Source organism: Pseudomonas syringae group sp. J254-4 (assembly GCF_032586855.1).
GTDB classification, from domain to species: domain Bacteria; phylum Pseudomonadota; class Gammaproteobacteria; order Pseudomonadales; family Pseudomonadaceae; genus Aquipseudomonas; species Aquipseudomonas amygdali.
This window is the reverse complement of the sequence record NZ_JAWHOO010000016.1, coordinates 90,123-112,983: the sequence shown is the minus strand read 5'-3', so window position 1 is coordinate 112,983 and position 22,861 is coordinate 90,123. Positions and strand designations below refer to the sequence as shown.

The 22,861-nt window shown below is 58.0% G+C and carries 17 protein-coding genes; 8 read left to right on the top strand and 9 right to left on the bottom strand.

Translation table 11 applies throughout. The features are described from left to right. The 4 genes from RYB09_RS18880 to gloB form a co-directional block, all read right to left on the bottom strand. Positions 1–1,857 carry an extracellular solute-binding protein gene (locus RYB09_RS18880; protein WP_002552743.1) on the bottom strand — a complete coding sequence of 619 codons (1,857 nt, stop codon included), beginning with the start codon at positions 1,855–1,857 and terminating at the stop codon, positions 1–3. After that, positions 1,854–3,683 carry an extracellular solute-binding protein gene (locus RYB09_RS18875; RefSeq protein ID WP_029241053.1) on the bottom strand — a complete coding sequence of 610 codons (1,830 nt, stop codon included), beginning with the start codon at positions 3,681–3,683 and terminating at the stop codon, positions 1,854–1,856. The genes RYB09_RS18880 and RYB09_RS18875 overlap by 4 nt, the downstream gene beginning before the upstream one ends. Positions 3,684–3,820: 137 nt before the next feature. Continuing rightward, the gene (locus RYB09_RS18870) at positions 3,821–5,419 is read right to left on the bottom strand and encodes a LysM peptidoglycan-binding domain-containing protein (RefSeq protein WP_122258259.1); all 1,599 of its coding nucleotides are present in this window, start codon (positions 5,417–5,419) and stop codon (positions 3,821–3,823) included. A gap of 99 nt (positions 5,420–5,518) precedes the next feature. Further along, positions 5,519–6,298, bottom strand: a complete 780-nt coding sequence (gloB, locus tag RYB09_RS18865; RefSeq protein ID WP_002552746.1) for a hydroxyacylglutathione hydrolase — start codon at positions 6,296–6,298, stop codon at positions 5,519–5,521. A gap of 81 nt (positions 6,299–6,379) precedes the next feature. On the opposite strand from gloB, the gene RYB09_RS18860 reads away from it, so the two are divergent. Together RYB09_RS18860 and rnhA are read left to right on the top strand one after the other, a co-directional pair. Further along, positions 6,380–7,141 (top strand): methyltransferase domain-containing protein, encoded by a 762-nt coding sequence (locus RYB09_RS18860; protein ID WP_058401929.1) that lies wholly within the window; start codon positions 6,380–6,382, stop codon positions 7,139–7,141. 46 nt (positions 7,142–7,187) lie between these two features. After that, positions 7,188–7,637 (top strand): ribonuclease HI, encoded by a 450-nt coding sequence (rnhA, locus tag RYB09_RS18855; RefSeq protein ID WP_058401930.1) that lies wholly within the window; start codon positions 7,188–7,190, stop codon positions 7,635–7,637. A gap of 21 nt (positions 7,638–7,658) precedes the next feature. Here the strand turns inward: rnhA and RYB09_RS18850 are convergent, their stop codons facing one another. Both RYB09_RS18850 and epsC read right to left on the bottom strand, forming a co-directional pair. Continuing rightward, positions 7,659–8,594 (bottom strand): VOC family protein, encoded by a 936-nt coding sequence (locus tag RYB09_RS18850; RefSeq protein ID WP_316889733.1) that lies wholly within the window; start codon positions 8,592–8,594, stop codon positions 7,659–7,661. A gap of 15 nt (positions 8,595–8,609) precedes the next feature. Continuing rightward, positions 8,610–9,374 carry a serine O-acetyltransferase EpsC gene (gene epsC / locus RYB09_RS18845; protein ID WP_316889731.1) on the bottom strand — a complete coding sequence of 255 codons (765 nt, stop codon included), beginning with the start codon at positions 9,372–9,374 and terminating at the stop codon, positions 8,610–8,612. 261 nt (positions 9,375–9,635) lie between these two features. Here epsC and dnaQ point away from each other — a divergent pair, with 261 nt between their 5' ends. Both dnaQ and RYB09_RS18835 read left to right on the top strand, forming a co-directional pair. Then, positions 9,636–10,415: a DNA polymerase III subunit epsilon gene (gene dnaQ / locus RYB09_RS18840; RefSeq protein WP_058401932.1), complete on the top strand. Its 780-nt coding sequence runs from the start codon at positions 9,636–9,638 to the stop codon at positions 10,413–10,415. A 21-nt stretch (positions 10,416–10,436) separates the two neighbouring features. After that, positions 10,437–10,991 (top strand): GNAT family N-acetyltransferase, encoded by a 555-nt coding sequence (locus RYB09_RS18835; RefSeq protein ID WP_122258255.1) that lies wholly within the window; start codon positions 10,437–10,439, stop codon positions 10,989–10,991. Positions 10,992–11,037: 46 nt separating this feature from the next. Here the strand turns inward: RYB09_RS18835 and RYB09_RS18830 are convergent, their stop codons facing one another. Further along, the gene (locus RYB09_RS18830) at positions 11,038–11,253 is read right to left on the bottom strand and encodes a hypothetical protein (protein WP_005743892.1); all 216 of its coding nucleotides are present in this window, start codon (positions 11,251–11,253) and stop codon (positions 11,038–11,040) included. A 211-nt stretch (positions 11,254–11,464) separates the two neighbouring features. On the opposite strand from RYB09_RS18830, the gene RYB09_RS18825 reads away from it, so the two are divergent. Together RYB09_RS18825 and RYB09_RS18815 are read left to right on the top strand one after the other, a co-directional pair. Beyond that, a complete protein-coding gene (locus RYB09_RS18825) occupies positions 11,465–12,034 on the top strand; it encodes an NADPH-dependent FMN reductase (RefSeq protein WP_004660698.1) in 570 nt (189 codons plus the stop codon). Between the two features lie 137 nt (positions 12,035–12,171). After that, positions 12,172–17,397 (top strand): dermonecrotic toxin domain-containing protein, encoded by a 5,226-nt coding sequence (locus RYB09_RS18815; RefSeq protein WP_410478320.1) that lies wholly within the window; start codon positions 12,172–12,174, stop codon positions 17,395–17,397. A 43-nt stretch (positions 17,398–17,440) separates the two neighbouring features. Here the strand turns inward: RYB09_RS18815 and RYB09_RS18810 are convergent, their stop codons facing one another. Together RYB09_RS18810 and RYB09_RS18805 are read right to left on the bottom strand one after the other, a co-directional pair. Further along, entirely contained in the window at positions 17,441–18,592 is a 1,152-nt protein-coding gene (locus RYB09_RS18810; protein WP_316889727.1) for an acyl-CoA dehydrogenase family protein, read from the bottom strand. Between the two features lie 3 nt (positions 18,593–18,595). Beyond that, entirely contained in the window at positions 18,596–19,693 is a 1,098-nt protein-coding gene (locus tag RYB09_RS18805) for an enoyl-CoA hydratase/isomerase family protein (protein WP_316889725.1), read from the bottom strand. Positions 19,694–19,971: 278 nt separating this feature from the next. On the opposite strand from RYB09_RS18805, the gene RYB09_RS18800 reads away from it, so the two are divergent. Then, positions 19,972–21,651 (top strand): MFS transporter, encoded by a 1,680-nt coding sequence (locus RYB09_RS18800; RefSeq protein ID WP_316889723.1) that lies wholly within the window; start codon positions 19,972–19,974, stop codon positions 21,649–21,651. Next, positions 21,648–22,805 (top strand): HlyD family secretion protein, encoded by a 1,158-nt coding sequence (locus RYB09_RS18795; RefSeq protein WP_316889722.1) that lies wholly within the window; start codon positions 21,648–21,650, stop codon positions 22,803–22,805. Before RYB09_RS18800 ends, RYB09_RS18795 begins: the two co-directional genes overlap by 4 nt. The last annotated feature ends 56 nt before the right edge of the window (positions 22,806–22,861 follow it).

The window sequence follows — 22,861 nt, the reverse complement described above, 5'->3', positions numbered from 1 at the left end:
TTATTGCTCCGCGTTCGCAGGCTTGGCCTGATCAGTGGCTGACGGGGTCGCGGTGGCGGGTTTGACATTCGGCTTCGCCCACCAGGTCATCAGGCCGATATCGGAAAGCGCCTTGGCCTTGGGATGGTCGATGTGATTCCAGTAAGCCACCCGCCAGGTTTTGATGTGCCAGTTGGGTACAACGTAAAAACCCCACAGTAATACGCGGTCCAGCGCTTTGGTATGGGTGATCAGGCTTTCCCGGGAGTCGGCGTTGATCAGCCCGTTGACCAGCGTGTCTACCGCCGGGTCCTTGAGGCCCATGAAGTTGCGGCTGCCCGGGTTGTCGGCGCTGGATGAGTCGAAATACACGCGCTGCTCGTTACCGGGTGAGCTGGACTGCGGATAGCCAGTGACGATCATGTCGTAGTCCCGCGAGCGCAGGCGGTTGATGTATTGCGACACGTCGGCGCGGCGAATCACCAGCTCGATGCCCAGATCACTCAGGTTACGTTTGTAAGGCAACAGAATGCGCTCGAACTCGGTCTGGGCGATCAGAAACTCCAGCTTCACCGGGTTGCCCTGGGCATCGACCATCTTGTCGTCGACGATCTTCCAGCCCGCTTCCTGCAACAGCTGGAAGGCCCGGCGTTGCTGTGGACGAATCATGCCACTGCCATCGGTTACCGGCAGCGTGAAGGGTTCGGTGAACACTCGATCCGGGATCTTGCCGCGCAACGGTTCAAGGATTTTCAGTTCTTCGGCAGACGGCAGACCGCTGGCGGCCATTTCCGAGTTGTCGAAATAGCTTTTGGTGCGGCTGTACGAGCCGTTGAACAGCTGTTTGTTGGTCCACTCGAAGTCCAGCAGCAGAGTCAGCGCCTCACGTACCCTGACGTCTTGAAACACCGGCTTGCGCAGGTTGAAGACAAAACCCTGCATGCCCGTCGGATTGCCATTGGGCAGCTCTTCCTTGATCAGCCTGCCGTCCCGGACTGCTGGCGTGTCATATGCAGTTGCCCAGTTCTTGGCGCTGGTTTCCACCCAATAATCGAACTGCCCGGCTTTGCCCGCTTCCAGCGCGACGGTGTTGTCGCGATAGTAGTCGGTGGTCAGCACATCGAAGTTGTAGAAGCCCTTGTTGATCGGCAGGTCCTTGGCCCAGTAATCCTTGACCCGTTCATAGCGCACCGAGCGCCCGGCTTTTACATCGGCGACCTTGTACGGCCCGCTGCCCAGCGGGAAGTCCAGGTTACCCTTGCTGAAGTCGCGATCTGCCCAGAAATGTTTGGGCAGCACGGGTAACTGGCCAAGAATCAGCGGCATCTCCCGATTGCCCTTGTGCTTGAATTTGAACAGCACGCGCAGCGGGTCTTCGACGACGACCTGATCGACGTCGGCGTAGTAACCCTTGTACATGGGCGACCCGTGCTCCATCAGTGTCTTGAAGCTGAACTCCACGTCTTCTGCACGCATCGGGTGGCCGTCATGAAAGCGCGCTTCCGGGCGCAGGTAGAAGCGTACCCAGCTGTTGTCCGGGGCTTTCTCGATTTTACCGGCAACCAGCCCGTACTCACTGAACGGTTCATCCAGGCTTGCACGGGCCAGGGTGTCGTAGATCAGGCCGATGTCATCTGCCGGCACGCCCTTGTTGATGAACGGGTTGAGGCTGTCGAAACCGCCGAAGCCTGCCTGGCGGAACGTGCCACCCTTGGGCGCATCCGGGTTCACGTAGTCGAAGTGCTTGAAGTCGGCCGGGTACTTGGGCGGCTCGTCGTAGAGCGTTACGCCATGCTGAGGCGCAGCCTGTACCGTGCAGGCGAGGCTGGCCAACAGCAGGCCGGCCGCTTGCGCGCGCAGGGAATGCAATGGGTTCATCGGGGCTTCTCCAGAGTCTTGAGCCACCACGCACGCAGCCCCAGGGTGTAGGGCGGGGTGGTGACCATGGCGAATCGGTTGCGATAGGCAAGCCGATGATTGTTCAGATACCAGTTGGGAATGCTGTAGTGCTGAGCCAGCAGCACGCGGTCCAGCGCTCGCGCAGCCGCGACCTGTTCATCGCGGGTTTGCGCGCCGAGCAGTTTGTTCAGCAGGGCGTCGACCACCGGGTTGGCAATGCCGGCGTAGTTCTTGCTGCCGTTGATCGCGGCCTGGCTTGAATGAAAATATTGCCACTGCTCAAGACCAGGGCTCAGCGTCTGTTGCAGGGTCATGAGAATCATGTCGAAGTCGAAACGGTCCAGGCGTTGTTTGTACTGGGCGCGATCGACGGTGCGCAGCCCTGCATCGATACCCAGGCGCCGCAGGTCTTCGATGTAGGGTTGCAGGATGCGTTCGAGGTTGGGGTTGACCAGCAGGATCTCGAAACGCAGCGGTTGCTTGTCGGCGTTGAGCAAGCCCTTGTCCGACAGCGTCCAGCCAGCATCGGCAAGCAGTTTCAAGGCCTTGCGCAGGGTGTCGCGCGGGATGCCGCCGCCATCGGTTTTCGATGGGGCAAATGGCTGGGTAAACAGACTGGCGGGCAACTGATCGCGATAAGGCGCCAGCAATAACCATTCAGCCCCGCTCGGCAGGCCCGTCGCTGAAAACTCGCTGTTGGGGTAATAGCTGGTCGAACGCTCATAAGCGTCGCTGAACAGTGTGCGGTTGGTCCATTCGAAATTGAACAACAGCCCCAGTGCTTCGCGTACGCGGATATCGGCGAAGGCCGCGCGCCGGGTGTTCATGAACAGGCCTTGGGTCTGGGTTGGGATGCGGTGCGGAATCTGCGCCTTGATTACCTGACCGTTTGCGACTGCCGGGAAGTTATAGCCATTGGCCCAGTTCTTGGCCTGATGCTCGATGTAGATATCGAATTCGCCGGCCTTGAATGCTTCGAACGCCACATCGCTGTCGCGGTAGAACTCGACTTCCACCCGGTCGAAATTGTATTTGCCGCGGTTGACCGGCAGGTCCTTACCCCAGTAATCCTTGACCCGCTCGAACACCAGCTGACGTCCGGGCTGCACGCGGGTGATGCGGTAGGGGCCACTGCCCAGCGGCGGTTCGAAGGTAGTCGCCTTGAAGTCTCTGTTCTTCCAGTAATGCTGGGGCAGCACTGGCAGTTCCCCAAGACGCAGAATCAGCAACGGATTGCCAGAGCGCTTGAAGACAAACCGGATGCGATGACGATTGAGGATGTCGACGCGCTGCACTTCCTGCAAGGCGGTGCGGTATTGAGGATGACCGTCCTTGAGCAGCGTTCGGTAGGAAAACGCCACGTCGTAGGCGGTGATGGGTTTGCCGTCGTGAAAGCGCGCCTGTGGGCGCAGGTTGAACACCACCCAGCTGCGGTCCTCGCTGTATTCCACGGACTGGGCGATCAGCCCGTAGCTGGAGGTCGGTTCATCGCCGGACGGGTCGTACTGCCCTGTGCCCACCATCAACGGCTCGTTCAGTTCGTTAACGCCGTATTGCAGGAAGTTTCCGGTCGAGACCGGGCTGCTGCCCTTGAATGTGTAGGGGTTGAGCGTGTCGAACGTGCCAAACGCCATCATTCTCAAGGTGCCACCTTTCGGCGCCTCGGGATTGACCCAGTCGAAATGAGTAAAGCTGGCCGGGTACTTGAGAACACCAAACTGCGCATAGCCATGACTTTCTGTGATGGCTGCGTTGGCGCAGAAGCTCAAGGCCAGGCTGATGGTTAGCAGGAAGGGACGTATCACGATCCGGGCGACTTGGGCTTTCGGGTCGCTAACAGTAACAGCTTGTTCCAGCTGGAAAAAGACTACTGGTGACTGCGCCGCAGGGGCTGCATCGGCCACCCGCCCCAGGGTTATCGAAGGGCGAGTGGCCGCAGTCATCAGTGCGGCAGGTAAACGGTCAGGGTCTGGCCGGGTTTGAGGGCCTGCCCGCTACGTGGATTCCAGCGCTTGAGATGTTGCATCTCGACATTAAAGCGCTTGGCGACCAGGTACATCGAGTCGCCTTTCTGGATCTTGTACTGCATGGATTTCTTTTCGCCATCTTTGGCGCTGGCGACCGCTTTGCTGCTGGATTTACTGCCGGTTTTGCTGGTGTCCTGCATGACCAGCGCCTGCCCGACCTTGAGCTTTTTGCCGGTCAGCTTGTTCCAGCGTTGCAGGTCTTCGACATCAACCTTGTTGGCTTGCGCGATGGTGGTCAGGTTGTCGCCGCTTTTGACCTTGTAGGTGCGGGTGCGGGCAGGCTTGTCATTGTTGGCCAGCGCTTCGAATACCGGCTGTGACGTCTGGACTCCCGGTTTGACCGGAATGCTCAGTGACTGGCCGATCTTCAGCCGGTTGCCTGCCAGCTTGTTATTGCTCTTGAGCGAGCTGACCGTCACCTGATAGCGACTCGCCAGGCTTTCCAGAGTATCGCCCTTGCGTACGCGGTAAGGCTGCCAGGCGACCAGTTCTTCCTGTTTCATGGTCAGCAGGCTGGCCGTCAGCAGTTGCGCCTTGGACGTTGGCACCAGCAGATGCTGAGGCCCATCGACGGTCAGGCGCTTCTTGTAGGCAGGGTTGAGCTGGATAAGCTCGTCTTCGTCAATATCGGCAGCGCTGGCCACTTTGGACAGATCGACGCGCTTGTTGAGTTCGACGACTTCGAAATAGGGCTGGTTGGCGATCGGATTGAGGTTGACGCCATAGGCTTCCGGCGACAGTACCACCTGGGACAAGGCTAGCAGCTTGGGCACATAGTCACGGGTTTCCTGCGGAAGTGGCAGGTTCCAGTAGTCGGTCGGCAGGTTGAGCTTGTCATTGCGTTCGATGGCACGGCTTACTGTGCCTTCGCCCGCGTTGTAGGCCGCGAGGGCCAGCAACCAGTCACCGTTGAACATGTCATGCAGACGGGTCAGGTAATCCAGTGCGGCAACAGTCGAGGCCTGGATATCACGACGTCCGTCGTAAAAGCTGGTCTGACGCAGATTGAAATAACGCCCGGTCGAGGGGATGAACTGCCATAGACCTACAGCCTGGCTGCGTGAAACGGCCATCGGGTTGTAGGCGCTTTCGATGACCGGCAGCAGGGCCAGCTCCAGCGGCATGTTGCGTTCTTCAAGGCGCTCGACGATGTAATGCATATACAGGCTGCCACGCTCGCCAGCGTTTTCCAGAAAGGAAGGGTTGTTGGCGAACCACAGGCGCTGCTGGTCGATACGGGGGTTTTGATCGTTGCCTTGTTGCAGTTGAAAGCCCTGACGCATGCGCTCCCACACATCTTGTGGCGGGGCGAGGGGAGTGACGGGCTTGTGAGACAGGAAAATCGGTTTTTGCTTGATGCCGGCGGCCAGATTAGGCGTGCGATGGCTGCTGACCGGGTCGACGCTGGCAGTGCTCTGGCAACCGGCCAGAAGCGCACTCGCGGTGACAGCCATGGCCTGAGCCAACCGAGTCAATGCGTCCGAATGTGAAGGCTTGCTGATAGATGACGACATTGTTCGGGGGGTACATCCAGACGAAAATGTCGGGCGATTCTAGGAAGCAGCCTGCCGTCGGTCAACCTTTCAGAATTTTATTGCGGTTTTATGGTCGGGTCAGAACTTATCTTTCCATGCCCTCAAGCTGGCAAAGACCGCACTCTGCGAGGTGTTTTGCCCGCCGCTCCGTTCGTCCGCTTTTTCTTTAACAGATGTTTCCCGGGTTCGCAGGAACGGGTTGGTGCGTTTTTCCAGAGCCAGGTTTGAAGGAAGGCTGATGCGATTTTCACTACGCCAGCGGGTGACTTCGGCGAGGCGTTGGGCAATATCCTGATTATCGGGCTCGACGGCCTGGGCGAAGCGCAGATTACTCAGCGTGTATTCGTGGGCGCAATAAATCAGCGTGCTGTCCGGCAGTTTGGCCAGACGCTCGAGGGAGTCATGCATCTGCTCTGGCGTACCCTCGAACAGGCGCCCACAGCCTGCTGCGAACAACGTGTCGCCGCTGAACAGCAAGGGCGTTGTAGCGTCTTCATGGTAGAAGGCGATATGACCGAGCGTGTGACCGGGAACTGCATGCACCACAAACTCGAGACCGAGCACTGTCAGTCGGTCATGGTCGACCAGTGCGATATCGCGTGCCGGAATAGTCTCTGCCGCAGGGCCGAGTACGCGTGCCCGGGTCGCCTGCTTGAGTTCCGCCACGCCACCGACATGATCATTGTGGTGGTGGGTGATGAGGATATCGGTCAGCCGGTAGTCAGGATGCTCCGCCAGCCAGCCCAGCACCGGTTTCGCGTCGCCAGGGTCGACCACAGCGCATTGCTGGCTCGAAAGGTCTTGTAACAACCATATGTAGTTGTCATTGAAAGCAGGAAGGGCGTGGATCTGTATCATGGCGCAGTTCGCATAGCGGCGGACAATGGTGCATCTTAGAGTCTGTTGCCGCTGTACGCGAGCACCTCTGGAGGAGAACTCATGACCGATGAAGCGTTCGCTCAGGCTGATCCTGAGTGGCTTGCATTGATCCGCGCTGCCCGTGAATGGCTTTCCGGGCCGCTGGGGCAGCTTCTGCTCGAAGAGGAGCGGCGCATTCTCGACGAAGAGCTGGGGCGGTATTTCGGCGGCTATCTGGTGCATTACGGCCCGTCGGCGCAAGCGCCGCCGGTTGCCCCGCAGGTGCAGCGCAATGTGCGGCTCGGAGCACCATTGCCGGGCGTCGAGATTGTCTGCGAAGAGCAGGCCTGGCCATTGAGCGAACACGCGGCGGATGTCGTGGTACTGCAACACGGCCTGGATTTCTGCCTGTCGCCCCACGGGCTACTTCGTGAAGCAGCCAGCAGTGTTCGGCCGGGCGGGCACTTGCTGATTATCGGCATCAACCCCTGGAGCGCCTGGGGCATGCGTCACGTGTTCGCTCGGGATGCGCTGCGCAAGGCGCGCTGCATCTCATCCTCGCGGGTCGCCGACTGGCTGAACCTGCTGGGCTTCGCGCTGGAGAAACGGCGCTTCGGATGCTATCGTCCGCCCCTTGCTTCAGCGGCATGGCAGTCACGCCTTTCTGGGCTCGAAAGCCTCGGCGAGGGACGTCAGAGCCCCGGTGGCGGCTTCTATCTTCTGGTGGCGCGCAAACTGGTGGTAGGCCTGAGGCCTGTACGTCAGGTACGCCGCGACCCTATCGGCAAGCTGATTCCCATGCCGATGGCCAAGGTCAGTCGCAACACTCAGGATCATTCCTGAGCAATGCCATGCTGCACATGAAGCCCATCATTCTGGAAAGGTCGTAATGAGCGATAGCGTTGAACTCTTCACCGACGGTGCCTGCAAGGGCAATCCTGGCCCGGGCGGGTGGGGCGCCCTGCTGGTGTGCAAGGGTGTCGAAAAAGAGCTATGGGGTGGCGAAGCCAATACCACCAACAACCGCATGGAGCTGACGGGTGCCATTCGCGGGCTCGAAGAGCTCAAGCGTCCTTGCGAAGTGACGCTGGTGACCGACTCTCAGTACGTGATGAAAGGCATTACCGAGTGGATGGTCAACTGGAAGAAACGCGGCTGGAAAACCGCGGCCAAGGAGCCGGTCAAAAATGCCGATCTGTGGCAGCTTCTGGATGAACAGGTCAACCGGCATACCGTGAAATGGCAGTGGGTACGAGGCCATATTGGCCATCCCGGCAACGAGCGTGCCGACCAGCTCGCCAACCGTGGCGTTGACGAAGTGCGTGGCATAAAGAGCTGATAGCCGTCAGTCGACGTTCAATCAAAGACTCTGTACGAAATCGAGAATGACATTGCCTGCCGCGTGCGGTGCCACGAGCACGCGGCCCGGTATGTCACGATACGGTGTTTCATGACCCTGTATTTCATGACCCCGTATTTCATGATAAGCCACGTCATTACGCGCCAGTATCGCGCGTAATGCACTGAGGCTCGTGGTGTGCAGCCGAATGGCAATAGCATGGGGACGCTCACTGGCAATTGCAGGTAGTTCGACGCCCGGAAATTCCAGGGCAGCTGTCGCCGCGTCGATGGCACGCAATACGCCGCATCGGGTATCAGCCTCCAGCACAGTACCGTTGTATTTCACTGCATCGCCATAGATAGCTCGCCAGCGGGGTTCAAGCCGTTTGGGGTCTGCCAGATAAGTGATTGCCAGAATCCCGTCTGCGCCATTGGGGTGGTTCTGCCAGCCACGCACCCAGATCAGTTCAGGACGATGCTGATGGCAGATAAAGTTGGAGGCGTCCGGGAGTTCCGGGTCGATGAAGAGCGCCAACGAAACAACAGCTTCATCGTCGCGACCATCGGGGAGCGTCATTTTTCGACGAAAATCAATACGGCCCTGGCTTTCAAGCCCTGCGCGCACCATACGTGCGTGGTCAGCGTCGGCATCTTTACTGTGCAGCGCCACCAGCGAAACGCCTTCCTCGCCTCGGTCGAGGAATTGACCCAACTGACGTCCGAAGCAGAAACCGTTTACCGGGTTGGTGCCGAATTTCGAAGCATCTTCGACGCCGATCAATTCGATGAAGTTACCGGGAAACATCATCAACGAGGTGACGGTTCCCCAAGGGTGGTAGCTGACCGGCGAAGGTGCGAAGCCGATTCTGCGGTAGAGCTCCAGAGCCTCGGCATGATTGCGCACGGTGACAAGAGGATGATCGATACCCTGCGCAAATTGAGCAACGGCTGTCATGGTAATAGCTCCTGATTAGCCTTTGGATTTTGTCGTGAAGGTAGCCAGAAAGGCAGGGGCATTACCCACCACCTTTGCCGGTGTGCCGGCGACGACCGTTCCAGCGCCCACAGCTTTGAGTACGACCGAGTTGGCCGCCACGATGGCATTGGCTCCTACTTCGATGTTCCCCAGAACGGTTGCTCCGGCGCAAATCAGTGCGCCTCTGCGGATTTTCGGGTGTCGGTCGCCTGCTTCGTTGAGAGTGCTGCCCAGCGTGACACCGTGCCAAAGGCTCACTTCATCTTCGACTACTGCGGTTTCCCCGATGACAAGGCCGATGCCGTGGTCGACAAACAAGGATTTGCCGAGGCGTGCCGCCGGGTGAATATCGATGCTCCAGGTGTTGGCCGCCCAGTTCTGTACTAGCACCGCGCTTTGCTCATCGCCCTCAGCCCACAGTGCATGGGCGATGCGGTATGCCTGAACGGCCTGTATGCCACGGAAGGTCAGAAAGGCCGTGAGGTGGTCCGGGCAGGCAGGATTGACGGTTTCCAGATGGTTGATATCGGCAGCCGCTGCCTGAGCGATGGACGGGCTGGCCTTCATGATCGCCTTGAACCAGTCCTCCAGCGCCATGTTACTCGCTTGGGCCTGCATCTGTCGGGCAAGGTTCGCAGCGAGCGCATCCTCGAAAGTCGCATAGGCCAGCAGGTGGCTTGTCGCGTAATCGCCGAGTACCGGGTTGCGCTCGGTCAGTTGCCGGGCTTGATCGCGAAGGCGCTGCCAAAGAGGGCTCATATCGATCTCCTGTTACTTATGGGTCGAGTATGGGCACGCGGTACACGCGTCAGCAATCATCGAAAACTTGCAACTCTGTTGCCTTTATCGCAACTCATGGTGCAACTCGGGAGGCGTGGTAGTTCCGGGCAAAATCGCCGAATCCGTTGTTTTCCCTGCAGTGCCTGCTGAGGTTTATCCCGTTCAATTGCGGATGGATCCGACAGGCTCGCAACGGCCATGGCGTGTTAGAATCGCGGCCTGTAGATGAGGCGACAGTCAATGGCATTGCAAAACCTGGATAACAGATCGATCGTTCTCGATACCGAAACCACCGGTATGCCGGTGACAGATGGTCACCGGATCATCGAGATCGGTTGTGTCGAGTTGATTGGCCGGCGCCTGACCGGTCGGCATTTTCACGTGTACCTGCAACCTGATCGCGAAAGTGACGAAGGCGCGATTGGCGTTCACGGTATCACCAACGAATTTCTGGTCGGCAAGCCTCGGTTTGCCGAAGTCGCCGATGAATTTTTCGAATTCATCAAAGGCGCGCAACTGATCATCCACAACGCAGCGTTCGATGTTGGCTTCATCAACAACGAATTTGCCTTGATGGGTTCACAGGACAAGGCTGATATTACCCAGCACTGTTCGATCCTCGACACCCTGATGATGGCCCGCGAGCGCCATCCGGGGCAGCGCAACAGCCTGGATGCCCTGTGCAAGCGCTATGGTGTCGACAACTCGGGCCGCGAGCTGCACGGCGCATTGCTCGACTCCGAAATTCTGGCCGAAGTCTATCTGGCGATGACCGGCGGGCAGACCAGCCTGTCGCTGGCTGGCAATGCCTCCGACGGTAACGGCTCCGGTGAAGGCTCTGGCAGTCGAGGCAGCGAAATCCGCCGTTTGCCTGCCGATCGCAAGCCTTGCCGCATCATTCGTGCTTCGGAAAGTGAACTGGCCGAGCATGAAGTCCGTATGAGCACCATTGCCAAGGCTTCCGGTGCACCTGCTTTGTGGGTACAAATGCTGGAAGCCGCAGCGCAGACGTCCTCCTGACAGCAACCAGCGAGTGGTGACATGAACGTGGCAAACCCTGCCTTGAGCATTCGTATTGCAGACGAATGTTTCGAGGACTACATCCTCAATAGCGAATTCACGTTTACAGTGCTTGGTTATGCCCAACCGCGTATCGGCGAAAGCGTTGACTCATGGCAGGTCGAGCTGGTCGAGCCGTACAGCAAGAATTATGGTATCGATTCTCAGGAATTTGCCGATCATCGCGATGCCGCCACGAGTTCGGTGATGGTGGCCTGGCTGGACGACCGACCGGTTGGCCATATCGTGATGAGCACTCACTGGAGCGGGTTCGCGTACATTGATGAGCTGGCGGTAGACGAGTCAGCGCGTCGTCATGGGGTCGCGCGTTCATTGCTCGATGTCGCTCAATTCTGGAGCCGCAAGCGCAATCTGCCCGGTATCGTTCTGGAAACCCAGAACAATAACCTGGGTGCCTGCAAGTTGTATGAGCGTTGTGGATACGTGGTAGGCGGGGTGGATCATATGCGCTATCGAGGCATAGATCCCAACACACGTGAAACGGCGATTTTCTGGTATCTGATCTTTTCTGACTAGCAACTTCCCGCTGGCAGCGGCAGCTCGAGCGGGAGTTCTGCCTGTATTACGACGGTGTACGGGTGATTTTCACGCCCGATTGCACCAGTTGAAAGTCTTCACCACCCAGATGCTTGACCCGGTCACCAATTGCCAGTCTGTAAGTGATTACCGGCTGCCCGCCCTGCACCTCACCCGGCTGCGATTCCTGGAATTCATGGACCGGGTAGACGCGACCTTCGGCGTCTCTGGCATGAAATTGTCCGACGAGAACTGAAGCCATTTGCTCTGTAACCTCTGAAACTGAATATAACTGCTGGTTTACGAATCCATCGAGGCTAGTAGACCACTGATCTATAGGTGAGTTTGCCGGCAGGAAAAAAATAATCCGGGCGGTTGTGGTGCGTAGGGGAATTGACCAGGGCAATGGTCGTCTAAAGGCGGCTGTTGTTGTATACCTGATCTTCCCTATTAATCAGATGACGGATATTTTCATGAGCCAGGTTCATACCATTGCCGTATTGGTCGGCAGTCTGCGAAAAGACTCCATCAACCGAAAAATTGCGCTTGCCCTCGCGGAGCTGGCACCTGCCAGCCTTAAACTGAATATCGTCGAAATTGGCGATTTGCCTCTGTATAATGAAGACATTGATGGCGCTTCTCCGCCGCCAGCCTACAGTGCATTTCGCGACCAGTTGGGCGCTGCCGACGGTGTGCTTTTTGTAACACCGGAATACAACCGTTCGGTGCCGGGTGCCCTGAAAAATGCCATTGATGTAGGCTCGCGTCCTTACGGCAAAAGCGCTTTCAGCGGCAAACCCGGCGCGGTCATAAGTGCTTCTCCAGGTGCTGTCGGTGGCTTTGGTGCCAACCATCACCTGCGCCAGTCTCTGGTATTTCTGGACGTGCTGTGCCTTCAGCAGCCTGAGGCATACCTGGGTGGCGCTGGAAGCTTTTTCGATGAAGCGGGCGCACTGTCCGACAAGACACGGCCATTTCTGGAGAAGTTCATCAACGCCTTCGCTGCATGGGTTGAAAAGAACGTCCAGCCTTCCGTTAATTGATGTGAGCGACGTGCGCCTGCGGCCCCATTGCTTTATGTAACGCAGGCGCGTCGTGCTACCTCAATAAGCTGTTTCCTTTTCCTCTGCCACGTGCCCCGGCGCAGTGAGCGATGAGGGCTATTCAAAGGAAACAGCACATGCCAACAGTACTTCCCTATTTTTTCAGCGACTCTCTGCGCAGCCGATTCACACAGGACATTCATGACGCAGTCGGCAGCTCACGCATCAGCAGTGAAGATGGCAAGTGGCTGCAATTATTGGTCGGAGTAAGTGTCGAGCCCAACAGCGATGCACCCCGTCCAAGAGCTGATCGGCTGATCATAGGCGACAATTCGCCCGATAACGCCGAACTTGCGGGTGCCTTGTTAATCAGCGACCCCACGCCAGGTGTCGCGCCAGTCTTTTTGAGTACCCTGACCTTCGGGGTTGAGCGATTCGAGAGCCGCACTTCGCTGCTAATTGCCTTGCAGCAGCGGTTTGGCGACGTCAGCGATATATCGACTATCGAGGCAGAGCGTGTCGAGGGCTCGCTCTTCGAAGCGCGTACGCTGGCGATCATGCGCCAGCAGGCCGGGCATCTGGAACGCCTGTTGGTCCAGTTGCAGGAGCTGCCGGACCTGCGAGCTGCGGCAGGCAAGGCCTTGCAGACGGCGTTAGTGCAGAGAGGCGTCGCAGACAGCGTCGACGTTTTCAGTCAGGTGGTGCAGATTCTGGGCACTGACCCCGGAGCCAATCCGGTGGTGTCATCGGTAGTGGGCACTCAGTATCTGGCTGATGCTGCTGTGCAGGCATTTTCCCTGAACGTTCTTCCGACGGGTCTGATACGGCAATTTCTGGATGCGCGGGGCCTTGTCTTGCCGCAAGCGCAGAGCGAGCTTTTCGAGCTGGCGCTGGCTGACGTGGTTTCGGGAGTCCGCGATGCATACGAGCAATTGCTGTCTGATTACTGGATGTCAAAACGACAGGACGGCCGTACAGTAAGAGACTTTATTGGTCATGCGCTCGCTGAGTGTTTTCTTCAGCATCTTTTATCGAGCCAGGCACATGGCACGATGACTGAAGCAGAGTATCGCTGTTTGCTCAGCCTGTTACCCTCGCAACCTGGCAATGCACAGTCGATACGCGTTCAACGGTTGTCAGTCACCGTTGCGGGACAGGAGCCTGTCAAGCTGGTGGGCGTGTTCCTGATTGATTTTCCCGCAGAACAGCCGTCGAGTGCGTTTCTCTACTTCTCGCTGTCGGGCTTCTTGCGCTTTGATGATCCGGCTCGTGCAATAGCGCACGTACTGAGCGACCCCTCACGTGCCGAGCTGCTGTTTTATTCATCCTTGAACGATCACCTTGCCATTAAAGAGAAGGGTAAGGTCGAGTCGTATCAGGATGCGTTCGCCAACGTGTTTTTCAATGAATTCGCTGACTCTGTGATCGCTCTGCAAAAGCGCAATCTGCGTTATGTCCTGGGCCTGCCACCGATCCAATACGAAAAAAATCCGGTCCGGGTTGATGATGCACTGGACATTCGCGGACTACTGGATGGCCGGCTATCAAACCTCCACGACTCAGGGCGCTGGCGTCCGGAAGTGCTGCCTTTTGGCCAAACCTGGGGAGCCTCTATCCAGGCTAACGTGGGGGAGCATCCGGATCTTGTTTCCGAGCCTTCTTACAACTGGATTGGCAAACTGAAGAAGCTTGATGTGTTGCTTGAGCGCGTTGATGTTCTGCATGCCGGTGTAGAGGGCTGCATGCGCCACGCGCTGAACCGTTATCTGGCTGTAATTGGAGGACCACCTCTGGATGCCCGGGCCCTTTGGATCTTGCCGGCTGCCGTGGATGCGGTGCCTGTGCGGCTGCTTTCTTTGGCGCTTGACCGCGTTTGCGGCTACACGCAGGACCCCCTGTCAGACAGCGTGGTGGTGGCAGGGCTGATAACTCCGGTTCTGAATCGGCCGTTGCAACGTCTGCCGTTGGCATTGCTCGAACAAATACTGGTCTGTGTACAGGAGGAGTTTGCTCGCCGTTTCGAAGAGCAAATCAGCCAATTCTATTCACGTACGGTTCGTCAGCTGGATAGCAGCGAGCGCCCCGGTGTGATATCCGGCCTGGTGCGCGAGTATGCACTGCGCCTGGAATTGCTTGTTGAAAAGCGTACAGGTTTGCTTCCCGAGTCGGTCATCGAGAGCGTTCAGCAATTACTGGACCGGCCACTGCCTGCTCTCAGGGAGGCTCTGGGTGAGTCACGGGTCGATGCGTTCACCGTTTCTGTTCAGTTCGATCCTGAATCACCTGCAATCCAGGTGCCCAACGCATTCGTGATCAATAACAGGCTTGCTCACAGCTCGCCCGCTCTTTGGGTACTGAGCAAGGGACTTGTATGTTTCGAAACCCTGCAGGCACTGAAAGACTACATTGCTGCGCGGTTGACAGGTTTCGAACTGGTGTCGCACTTGTCGGGGGTTCTTGCCGAGCCGGACAGGCAGAGGCTGCTTGATCATCGTACCCGGACTGGCACGCTGGATCTCAAGGTAAAACTGCAACGCATTGAAGAGCATTTCATCGAAACGTTACAACGTGGCGAGGTGGAACGTCAGCGAAGCACCGTGGCGTATCTTTATCAGCAGGCCGTGACCTGGCGGGTACCGTCAGAACTTTTCGTCAACCTGCTGAGTGCAGGAGAGCGCGATGACCGAAATCGCCAGGCTCTTGGCTATCTGGGCGTTGCCATCCAGTTCATCATCTACAAAGCCATCGTCCCTTCATGGGTCAGCGAAGCGTCGGGGACTGATCAGATTACGCTGGTGAATGCCCTGCAGCGGTTTTATGTGACCTGTGTCGGCCAGAAAGATTTTTTGTTTGATATACCCAGTCTCTATGACTACTCCTGCGAGCGACTGAAAAGCAGGTTCAACACCGATTTCACCGAGCCTCGCCCTGATCCTGAAAGCGTCCGGGTGACAATGGCGCATTACATTCCCGTCCCGGCCGCACCGGGGCAGACACCCCAGTCGATACCGGCGGCCACACAATCAGTCAGCGAAACCCTTGTGCAATACGCCATCGACCGTTTCCTGTCCAGGCAGGACGGGGTCATCCTTCTCTCATCAGCGGACGATAAGCCACTGCACGCGTCGCTCACTCCGGCTTACGTTCGTGATCTGGTGAGGTCGCTGGACATCGCTGCGGGTTACCGGAGCATGCTCGACCCGATCCTTGCCGCGACTGCTCCTGATTACCTCAAGCGACGCAAACTGTTCGTCGATCAGATCCCTTCGCTGGATATACTGCGAGCGTTTGCCCTCAGGCTCAAGAATGAGTTGTCCGAGCAAGCTTATACGGTTATCGAAAACGTTCTTAATATGCCCGATGCCATTGCACGCCTTCCTGTCAACGGCGGCAAGATGGTGTTCAGCCCCCTGCAGTTGCTCCCTGCCAAGGAAGGCTGGGAGCCGACCCTCGTACTCAATACGTATCTGATGGGGCCGCATGAAAGCCAATCGGGACCGTGGGTGCTTTACGCGCCACTGCACGACGAATTTGTTTTCAAGGAGTACCCGGACCAGGCTGCGCTGTTGAGGGACATCCATACCTCTACCTATCTTCAAGCGTACATTCTGGATCGTGTTGATCCCCATTTGCGCAAAGTCTATGACAAAGGTGGCTTCGTGGAGCCGCATCTACCTTTCAGTGCAGAATCCTCTTTTGACGTGCCCTTTGATACTCCTGCACCGGTGACCGTGCAAATCGATCCCTATAACGGTAACTGTCTGCTGCTGATGTTCGAGGGCGCTCTGGATACGCTGAAGTTACAAGTGCAACAGCACAGCGTCACTAATGCCGAACAGCGCCGCGCTGCTTCCCGGTACCTGTTCGCTCTGGGGGCCGAGCAAGTCATGGCACTGATGCCGGGGCGTCTGGGTGCATTGGTTGGTATCATCCAGGGGCAGGCGCTATTGAATCTGTCGGTCATCTCGGCCGGGGGGCAGCACTGGGGCAAGGCCCTGTCGGAGTTCATGGCTGCCTTGAGCGTAATGATCTCTTCCGGTCAGAACTCTTCGGCATTCACATCACGTGCGGTTGACGAGACCAGCACGTTACCAGACGACGCTGCTCTGTCCGACACGCTTTTGCAACTGGAAGATGAGCCCGATGAGTCCGGGTTTTCCTGGAGCAATAGCTCACTGACGCAGCAGATACGAGACCGTCTGCGCGAATTCGAAGCTCATGACATCGCCTTGTACACGCTGCAAAGGGATGAGCTGTTAAGTGTCTACCGCGATCCGGCCACCGGTAGAAAGTATGCAGCCATTGGTGGTAAGACCTATGAATTGCAGTCCGATGAGGACGGTTGGTTCATTATTGCGGGCAAGAAGATTGGCCCCTCGGTCAGTCTTGATGCCGATCAGCAATGGAAACTCGATATTCAGGGCGGGCTAAGAGGTGGCGGTGGTGCGCTTACCCGTATTGAAGGCAGCGTCATTGATGATCTGGTTGACGACCTCATAGTCATCAATGCTCGAGGTATGTCCGAGATTCGACATTCCTATCGAGAAATGGCCCAGGCCATCGAAGATGCATATGCTCAGGCTCAGCACTATCTGGAAAACTGTCTGGCCAACCTGACCAGGCGATTGCCGGACGGAAAGGCAGATCCACGGACGGAAAAGATACTGGCTGATTTTTTTGCTCAGAAGGTCCCGGATGAGCATGTGTATAAAGTCACCAAAAAGGCCGTTACCAAGATTTACGAGGAGTTGATGAGCCCTTCGATGTCGCCTATCGACTCCAAGCGTTACGTGGTCGGCATTAACCGGGTGGGCAACGAGTCCGCCAGTGCGTTTATCTTCGAAGCTGACCCATTAAGGCGGGTTTTTCTGACTGAGCAGTTCTTTCGTTTGCCTACCTACCGTTTCAAGCTCAACGTCATTCGCTCGGGTGAATTCAAGCATGGTCCGCATTATCGCGCCACGATCCTGATTCATGAGTTATCTCACCTGGTGCTCAAGACTGACGACATTGCCTATCTCGAATCTCAGGCGCCGTTTGTTGATTTACTGGATGATGCATCGGAGTATCGACTGCGCATCAGAAACGAGCTGACCTATCAACAGCAGAAGACCCTGTCCTACCACACTGACCGCGACAAACTGTTCAGGCAGCTGGATGAAGACGCGTGGCGCGACTTGAGGCGAACGGACGGTAATGGTAAGCAGACGATTCTGCGGATAGCGGGTAAGAAGACCCTAGATGAGGCTCGAGACGTGTTTTACGACGATGTTCGCAAGCGTATCGACATCACGCTTAAAAACGCCGACTCGGTCGCGTTGCTGGTGACACTGCTTGGGCGGGAGCGATTCATGCCGCGCTGACAGCATGCCCCGGCGACAGGCATCGCCGGGGCAATCGCGTTTATCAGACCAGATAATGACGCAGTTCGCGGGCAATCAGCAGGCGCTGGATCTCACTGGAGCCTTCGTAAATCTGGGTGATTCGCGCGTCCCGGTAGAAACGCTCGACAGGGTAATCCTCCAGGTAGCCATAGCCACCATGAATCTGGATGGCTTTGGAGCACACCCATTCGGCCATTTCCGAAGCGAACAGCTTGGCTTGCGAGGCTTCGGACAGGCACGGCTGCCCGGCGCTGCGCAGGCGCGCGGCATGCAGAATCAACAGCCGCGAGGCATTGATGCGGGTGTGCATATCGGCCAACAGGTTGGCGATGCTCTGGTGCTCGATGATCGGCTTGTCGAACTGCACGCGTTCACGCGCATAGGCCAGCGCGGCCTCAAACGCGGCGCGGGCGATGCCCAGCGCCTGCGCCGCGATGCCGATACGGCCACCTTCCAGATTGGAGAGGGCAATGGACAGCCCCTTGCCGCGCTCACCCAGCAGATTGGCCGCCGGGATACGGCAATTGTTAAGCGTGACGGCGCAGGTGTCGGACGCCCTGATGCCCATCTTGTGTTCACTACGGTCAACCACGAAACCGGGGTTTTCGGTGGGCACCAGAAACGCTGACAGGCCCTTTTTGCCGAGCTGTGGGTCGGTCACGGCAAACACGATGGCCAGTTGTGCGCGTTTGCCGTTGCTGACGAACTGTTTGGCACCATTGATGACCCACTCATCACCTTGCAGCTCGGCACGAGTGCGCAGGTTATGGGCTTCGGAGCCCGCATGCGGTTCGGTCAGGCAAAAGCAGCCTATCGCCCGACCGGTGGCGAGCTTTTCCAGCCAGGTGTGTTTCTGCTCATCAGTCCCGTAATTGAGCACCGGCCCGCAGCCGACTGAGCTGTGTACGCTCATCAGCGTGCCGGTAGCTGCGTCGGCGGCGGAGATCTCCTCAACCGCCAGCGCATAGGCGACGTAGTCGATGTAAGTGCCGCCCCATTGCTCCGGCACCACCATGCCTAAAAGGCCCAGCTCGCCAAGTTTGGCGACCAGCGCATCATCGATCCAGCCAGCCTTTTCCCAGGCCTGGGCGTGCGGGGCGATTTCGTTGCGGGCAAAGTCGCGCGCCATGTCGCGAATCATTACCTGTTCTTCGGTCAATTCAAGGTCGTGCACGACTTAATTCTCCACACCGCTGAAGAAACTCTGCACATGCGTGCTGCTGACGTCCTGCACGCTGGCGTGTTTCCATTGCGGCTTCTTGTCTTTATCGATTATCAGGGCGCGTATGCCCTCAATCAGGTCGCCGCGCTCGAACCATTGGCGGTCCAGGTGCAGTTCCATGGCAAAGCAGTCCTGTAATGGCAAGTGACGGCCACGACGGAGCATTTCCAGGGTCACGGCCATCGCCAGCGGCGAGTGACGCTTCATGCGGTCGACGGTATCCAGCGCCCACTCACGGGTGTCGCCGATTACCACCTCTTGCAACTGCTCGAGCATGCTGGGGATATCCGGCAAACCAAAAAAATGATCAATGGCCGGACGCAGGGTTTCCAGAGGCGGGTAGGGCAGGCGTTGGGTCGCCAGCTTGGCGAGGGCACCCTGCAGGTCCTTGAGTGGCGTCGATTTCCATTTCAGGTGGTCGAGCATATGGTCGAGGCGCGGCAGCAGTTCGCTGTTCATCGACCAGTTGGCAAGACCGCAGTACAAGGCATCGGCAGCGCCGATCTGTGACCCGGTCACGCCCAGCCAGGTGCCCAGCTCGCCAGGAAGACGCGACAGGAAATAACTGCCGCCGACATCCGGAAAGTAGCCAATGGCGACTTCCGGCATGCCCAGCCGGCTGCGTTCGGTCACCACGCGCAGGTCTGCGCCCTGGACCAGGCCCATGCCGCCGCCCAGCACCAGACCGTCCATCAGGGCCAGTATCGGTTTGCGGTAACGGTGAATGGTCAGGTCCAGCTCATACTCTTCGGCAAAGAACGTGTAGTGCAGGTCCTGGCCGTTCTGATGGCTTTCGTACAGTGAACGGATATCGCCGCCTGCGCAGAATGCCTTGCTACCTGCGCCGCGCAGAACCACGGCATGAACAGACGGGTCGTCAGCCCAGAGATCAAGCTGCTGGCGGAGCGTGCGGACCATGTTCAGATCGATTGCGTTCAGGCCTTCCGGGCGATTGAGGGTCAGGTGACCCATGTGGTTACGCACCTCGACAACGATCGAATCCCGGCTGGTGGGTTGTCGAACCGGGCGGGCCGATGAAACCTGTGAACTCATTCTGAACTCCTTGTTCGGTTGCGCTTTCTTCTTGTTCGAGTCTTGTTGGAGCGTCGCAGAAGATCCTAGCAGCGCAAATGTGCAAAGCAAAACTGCGTTTAAGCATAGCCTGAAGTTTTACAAAGCCACTATTTAGAGCGTTTGCGGGGGACTGAGCTTTACTGCGCCGGGCTGGCTGAGGTGAATCATTGCCTGGCTGATGAGTATTATGACTGTCATTAGTGTCACAAAAGGGAATTCCTCGGGTGCACCCATGAAAGCCTCCATGACCGTTCTTTATGACCGATAAATATGCCCCGCGCGAGTGGGCCGCCCATGAGCGTCCGACCATGCCCGGCTCGCCTTCGACGCCGCTGCATTCCGATGCGCGGCGCTGGGCATTTGCGCTGGTGGGGGTGATCGTCGCGCTGACTGGCGGGCTCGGCAACGCGCTGGTGGTTGCCAACCTGCCGTATTTGCAGGGTGCGCTGGGTGCGACTTCGCAAGACATCGCCTGGTTGCCCGCTGCGTACATCATGACCAATGTGTCAATGAATCTGCTGCTGGTGAAGTTTCGTCAGCAGTTCGGTTTGCGCGCGTTCACCGAACTGTTTCTGGTGCTTTATGCGCTGGTGACGCTGGCGCACCTGTTCGTCAACGATATTGACTCGGCCATCGCCGTGCGTGCGGCGCACGGCATGGTCGGTGCTGCGCTCAGTACCCTTGGGCTGTACTACATGATTCAGGCGTTTCCGCAGAAGTGGCGGCTCAAGGCGCTGGTGCTCGGGCTTGGCACTGCCCAGCTGGCGACGCCGCTGGCCCGGCTGGTGTCCGAAGACTTGTTGCAGATCGCCCAGTGGCGCGGTTTGTACCTGTTTGAACTGGGTATGGCGCTACTCTCGCTGGGTTGCGTACTGCTGCTCAAGCTGCCACCGGGTGATCGTTTCAAGGCGTTCGAAAAACTGGATTTTCTGACCTTCGGCCTGCTGGCCGGCGGTTTTGCGCTGCTCTGTGCGGTTCTCTCACTGGGGCGTATCGAATGGTGGCTGGAAGCGCAGTGGATAGGCCTGGCGTCGGCGGCCTCCATTGTGCTGATCTGCGCCGGACTGGCCATTGAGCATAATCGCAGCAATCCGTTGCTGATCACGCGTTGGCTCGGCAGCGGGGCGATTCTGCGTCTCGGGCTGGCCGTTATCCTGTTTCGCGTGGTGCTGTCCGAGCAGTCAGTGGGCGCGGTAGGTTTTCTTCAGGCGCTGAACATGGGCAGTCAGCAACTGCACACGCTGTATATGGTGATGTTGCTGGGCAGTGTCGCCGGGTTGGCGGTCAGTGCGCTGACCATCAACCCCGCGCACCTGATCAAGCCGTTGCTGATTTCTCTGGCGATGATGGCCGTCGGTGCCTGGATGGACAGCCATTCGACCAATCTGACCCGTCAGTCGAACATGTACCTCAGTCAATTCCTGCTGGCGTTCGGCGGTACGTTTTTTCTCGGTCCGACGCTGGTGCTGGGGATCAGCGGGGTACTGGCCAACCCGCGCAACATGGTGAGTTTTTCGGTGTTGTTCGGGATCACACAAAACATTGGCGGCCTGATCGGGTCTGCTGCACTGGGCACTTTCCAGATCGTGCGCGAGAAGTTTCACTCCAGTCATATCGTTGAACACCTGACCCTGATTGACCCGCTGGTTCAGGCGCGATTGCAGAGCTACAGCGCCAGTTACAGTTCGGTTATTGCCGACCCGTCGCTGCGCAACACTCAAGGCATGCGCGCAATCGCTACGGCTGCGACCCGAGAAGCCAACGTGCTGGCCTATAACGATGTGTTCATGCTGATCGCCCTGATTGCCGTGCTGACCATGATCTGGATTTCAGCCCGGGTCCTGTGGCTGAAAATGACCACTCAACCTTTGGCGCTGGCGCCTGTAGCACCTGCCGCTTCGCCCTCCGTATCCAATTCCGGCGTTAAATCTTCATGAACGAATCCACGACCTCAGATACAGAAACAACCCGCAGCGCGCCGCCACCGGCACCGTTGACGTCCCCGGTGACCAGCAAGCCGCGCTCGGCCCGCAAGCGAGTCGTGTCTTCGGTGATCTTCGCTGCCGTCGCGCTGATCGGGGTAATGGTTGTGCTGTATGCCTGGCAACTGCCGCCGTTTGCCAGCCCGATAGAGAGCACCGAGAACGCCCAGGTAAAGGGCCAGACCACGCTGATCGGGCCGCAGTTGAGCGGGTATGTGTACGAAGTGCCGGTTCAGGACTTCCAGTTCGTCAAGGCCGGCGACTTGCTGGTGCGCCTGGATGACCGTATTTATCGCCAGCGCCTGGATCAGGCTATTGCGCAACTGGCGGTACAGAAAGCCTCGCTGGCCAATAACCTGCAACAGCGACGCAGTGCCGAAGCGACCATCGGCCAGCGCCAGGCCGAACTGCAGAACAGCATCGCCCAGAGCCGCAAGAGCGCTGCCGATCTGCGTCGCAATCAGGCACTGGTGACCGACGGTTCGGTTTCGAAAAGCGAGCTGGATGTCACGCGTGCCGCCGATGCGCAGGCAAACGCTGCGGTTGCTGAAGCCAAGGCGGTATTGCAGATCGCCCGCGAGGACCTGCAAACGGTGATCGTCAATCGTGGCTCACTGGAAGCTTCAGTGGCCAATGCGCAGGCAGCCATCGAGCTGGCGCGCATCGACCTGGACAACACTCGCATTGTCGCCCCGCGTGACGGGCAGTTGGGGCAGATCGGCGTGCGCCTTGGTGCCTACGTCAATTCGGGCGCACAATTGATGGCGCTGGTACCCGAGCAGCGCTGGATCGTGGCCAACATGAAAGAGACCCAGATGGCCCATGTGCGCCTTGGCCAGCCGGTGAGCTTTACCGTTGATGCGCTGGACGGCCACCAGATGCACGGCCACGTACAACGCATTTCGCCTGCCGCAGGTTCTGAATTCAGTCTGCTGCCCGCCGATAACGCGACCGGCAACTTCGTGAAGATTTCCCAGCGCATCCCGGTGCGCATCGTGGTCGATGCCGATCAGCCAATGCTGGAGCATTTACGGCCGGGAATGTCGGTGGTGGTGAGTATCGACACCAGCGTAGAGGGTGATCAACCACCGGATCCTGAGGCACGATAATCGCAACTATCGTGCGACGCTCCGCGTCGCATGCCTTTCTGGACGCTCCGCGTCCT

What these genes read in the sequence shown, in the direction of transcription:
- RYB09_RS18880 (WP_002552743.1), bottom strand. Translation starts at nt 1,857, where the DNA reads ATGAACCCATTGCATTCCCTGCGCGCGCAAGCGGCCGGCCTGCTGTTG.
- RYB09_RS18870 (WP_122258259.1), bottom strand. Translation starts at nt 5,419, where the DNA reads ATGTCGTCATCTATCAGCAAGCCTTCACATTCGGACGCATTGACTCGG.
- gloB (WP_002552746.1), bottom strand. Translation starts at nt 6,298, where the DNA reads ATGATACAGATCCACGCCCTTCCTGCTTTCAATGACAACTACATATGG.
- RYB09_RS18860 (WP_058401929.1), top strand. Translation starts at nt 6,380, where the DNA reads ATGACCGATGAAGCGTTCGCTCAGGCTGATCCTGAGTGGCTTGCATTG.
- rnhA (WP_058401930.1), top strand. Translation starts at nt 7,188, where the DNA reads ATGAGCGATAGCGTTGAACTCTTCACCGACGGTGCCTGCAAGGGCAAT.
- RYB09_RS18850 (WP_316889733.1), bottom strand. Translation starts at nt 8,594, where the DNA reads ATGACAGCCGTTGCTCAATTTGCGCAGGGTATCGATCATCCTCTTGTC.
- epsC (WP_316889731.1), bottom strand. Translation starts at nt 9,374, where the DNA reads ATGAGCCCTCTTTGGCAGCGCCTTCGCGATCAAGCCCGGCAACTGACC.
- dnaQ (WP_058401932.1), top strand. Translation starts at nt 9,636, where the DNA reads ATGGCATTGCAAAACCTGGATAACAGATCGATCGTTCTCGATACCGAA.
- RYB09_RS18835 (WP_122258255.1), top strand. Translation starts at nt 10,437, where the DNA reads ATGAACGTGGCAAACCCTGCCTTGAGCATTCGTATTGCAGACGAATGT.
- RYB09_RS18830 (WP_005743892.1), bottom strand. Translation starts at nt 11,253, where the DNA reads ATGGCTTCAGTTCTCGTCGGACAATTTCATGCCAGAGACGCCGAAGGT.
- RYB09_RS18825 (WP_004660698.1), top strand. Translation starts at nt 11,465, where the DNA reads ATGAGCCAGGTTCATACCATTGCCGTATTGGTCGGCAGTCTGCGAAAA.
- RYB09_RS18815 (WP_410478320.1), top strand. Translation starts at nt 12,172, where the DNA reads ATGCCAACAGTACTTCCCTATTTTTTCAGCGACTCTCTGCGCAGCCGA.
- RYB09_RS18805 (WP_316889725.1), bottom strand. Translation starts at nt 19,693, where the DNA reads ATGAGTTCACAGGTTTCATCGGCCCGCCCGGTTCGACAACCCACCAGC.
- RYB09_RS18800 (WP_316889723.1), top strand. Translation starts at nt 19,972, where the DNA reads ATGACCGATAAATATGCCCCGCGCGAGTGGGCCGCCCATGAGCGTCCG.
- RYB09_RS18795 (WP_316889722.1), top strand. Translation starts at nt 21,648, where the DNA reads ATGAACGAATCCACGACCTCAGATACAGAAACAACCCGCAGCGCGCCG.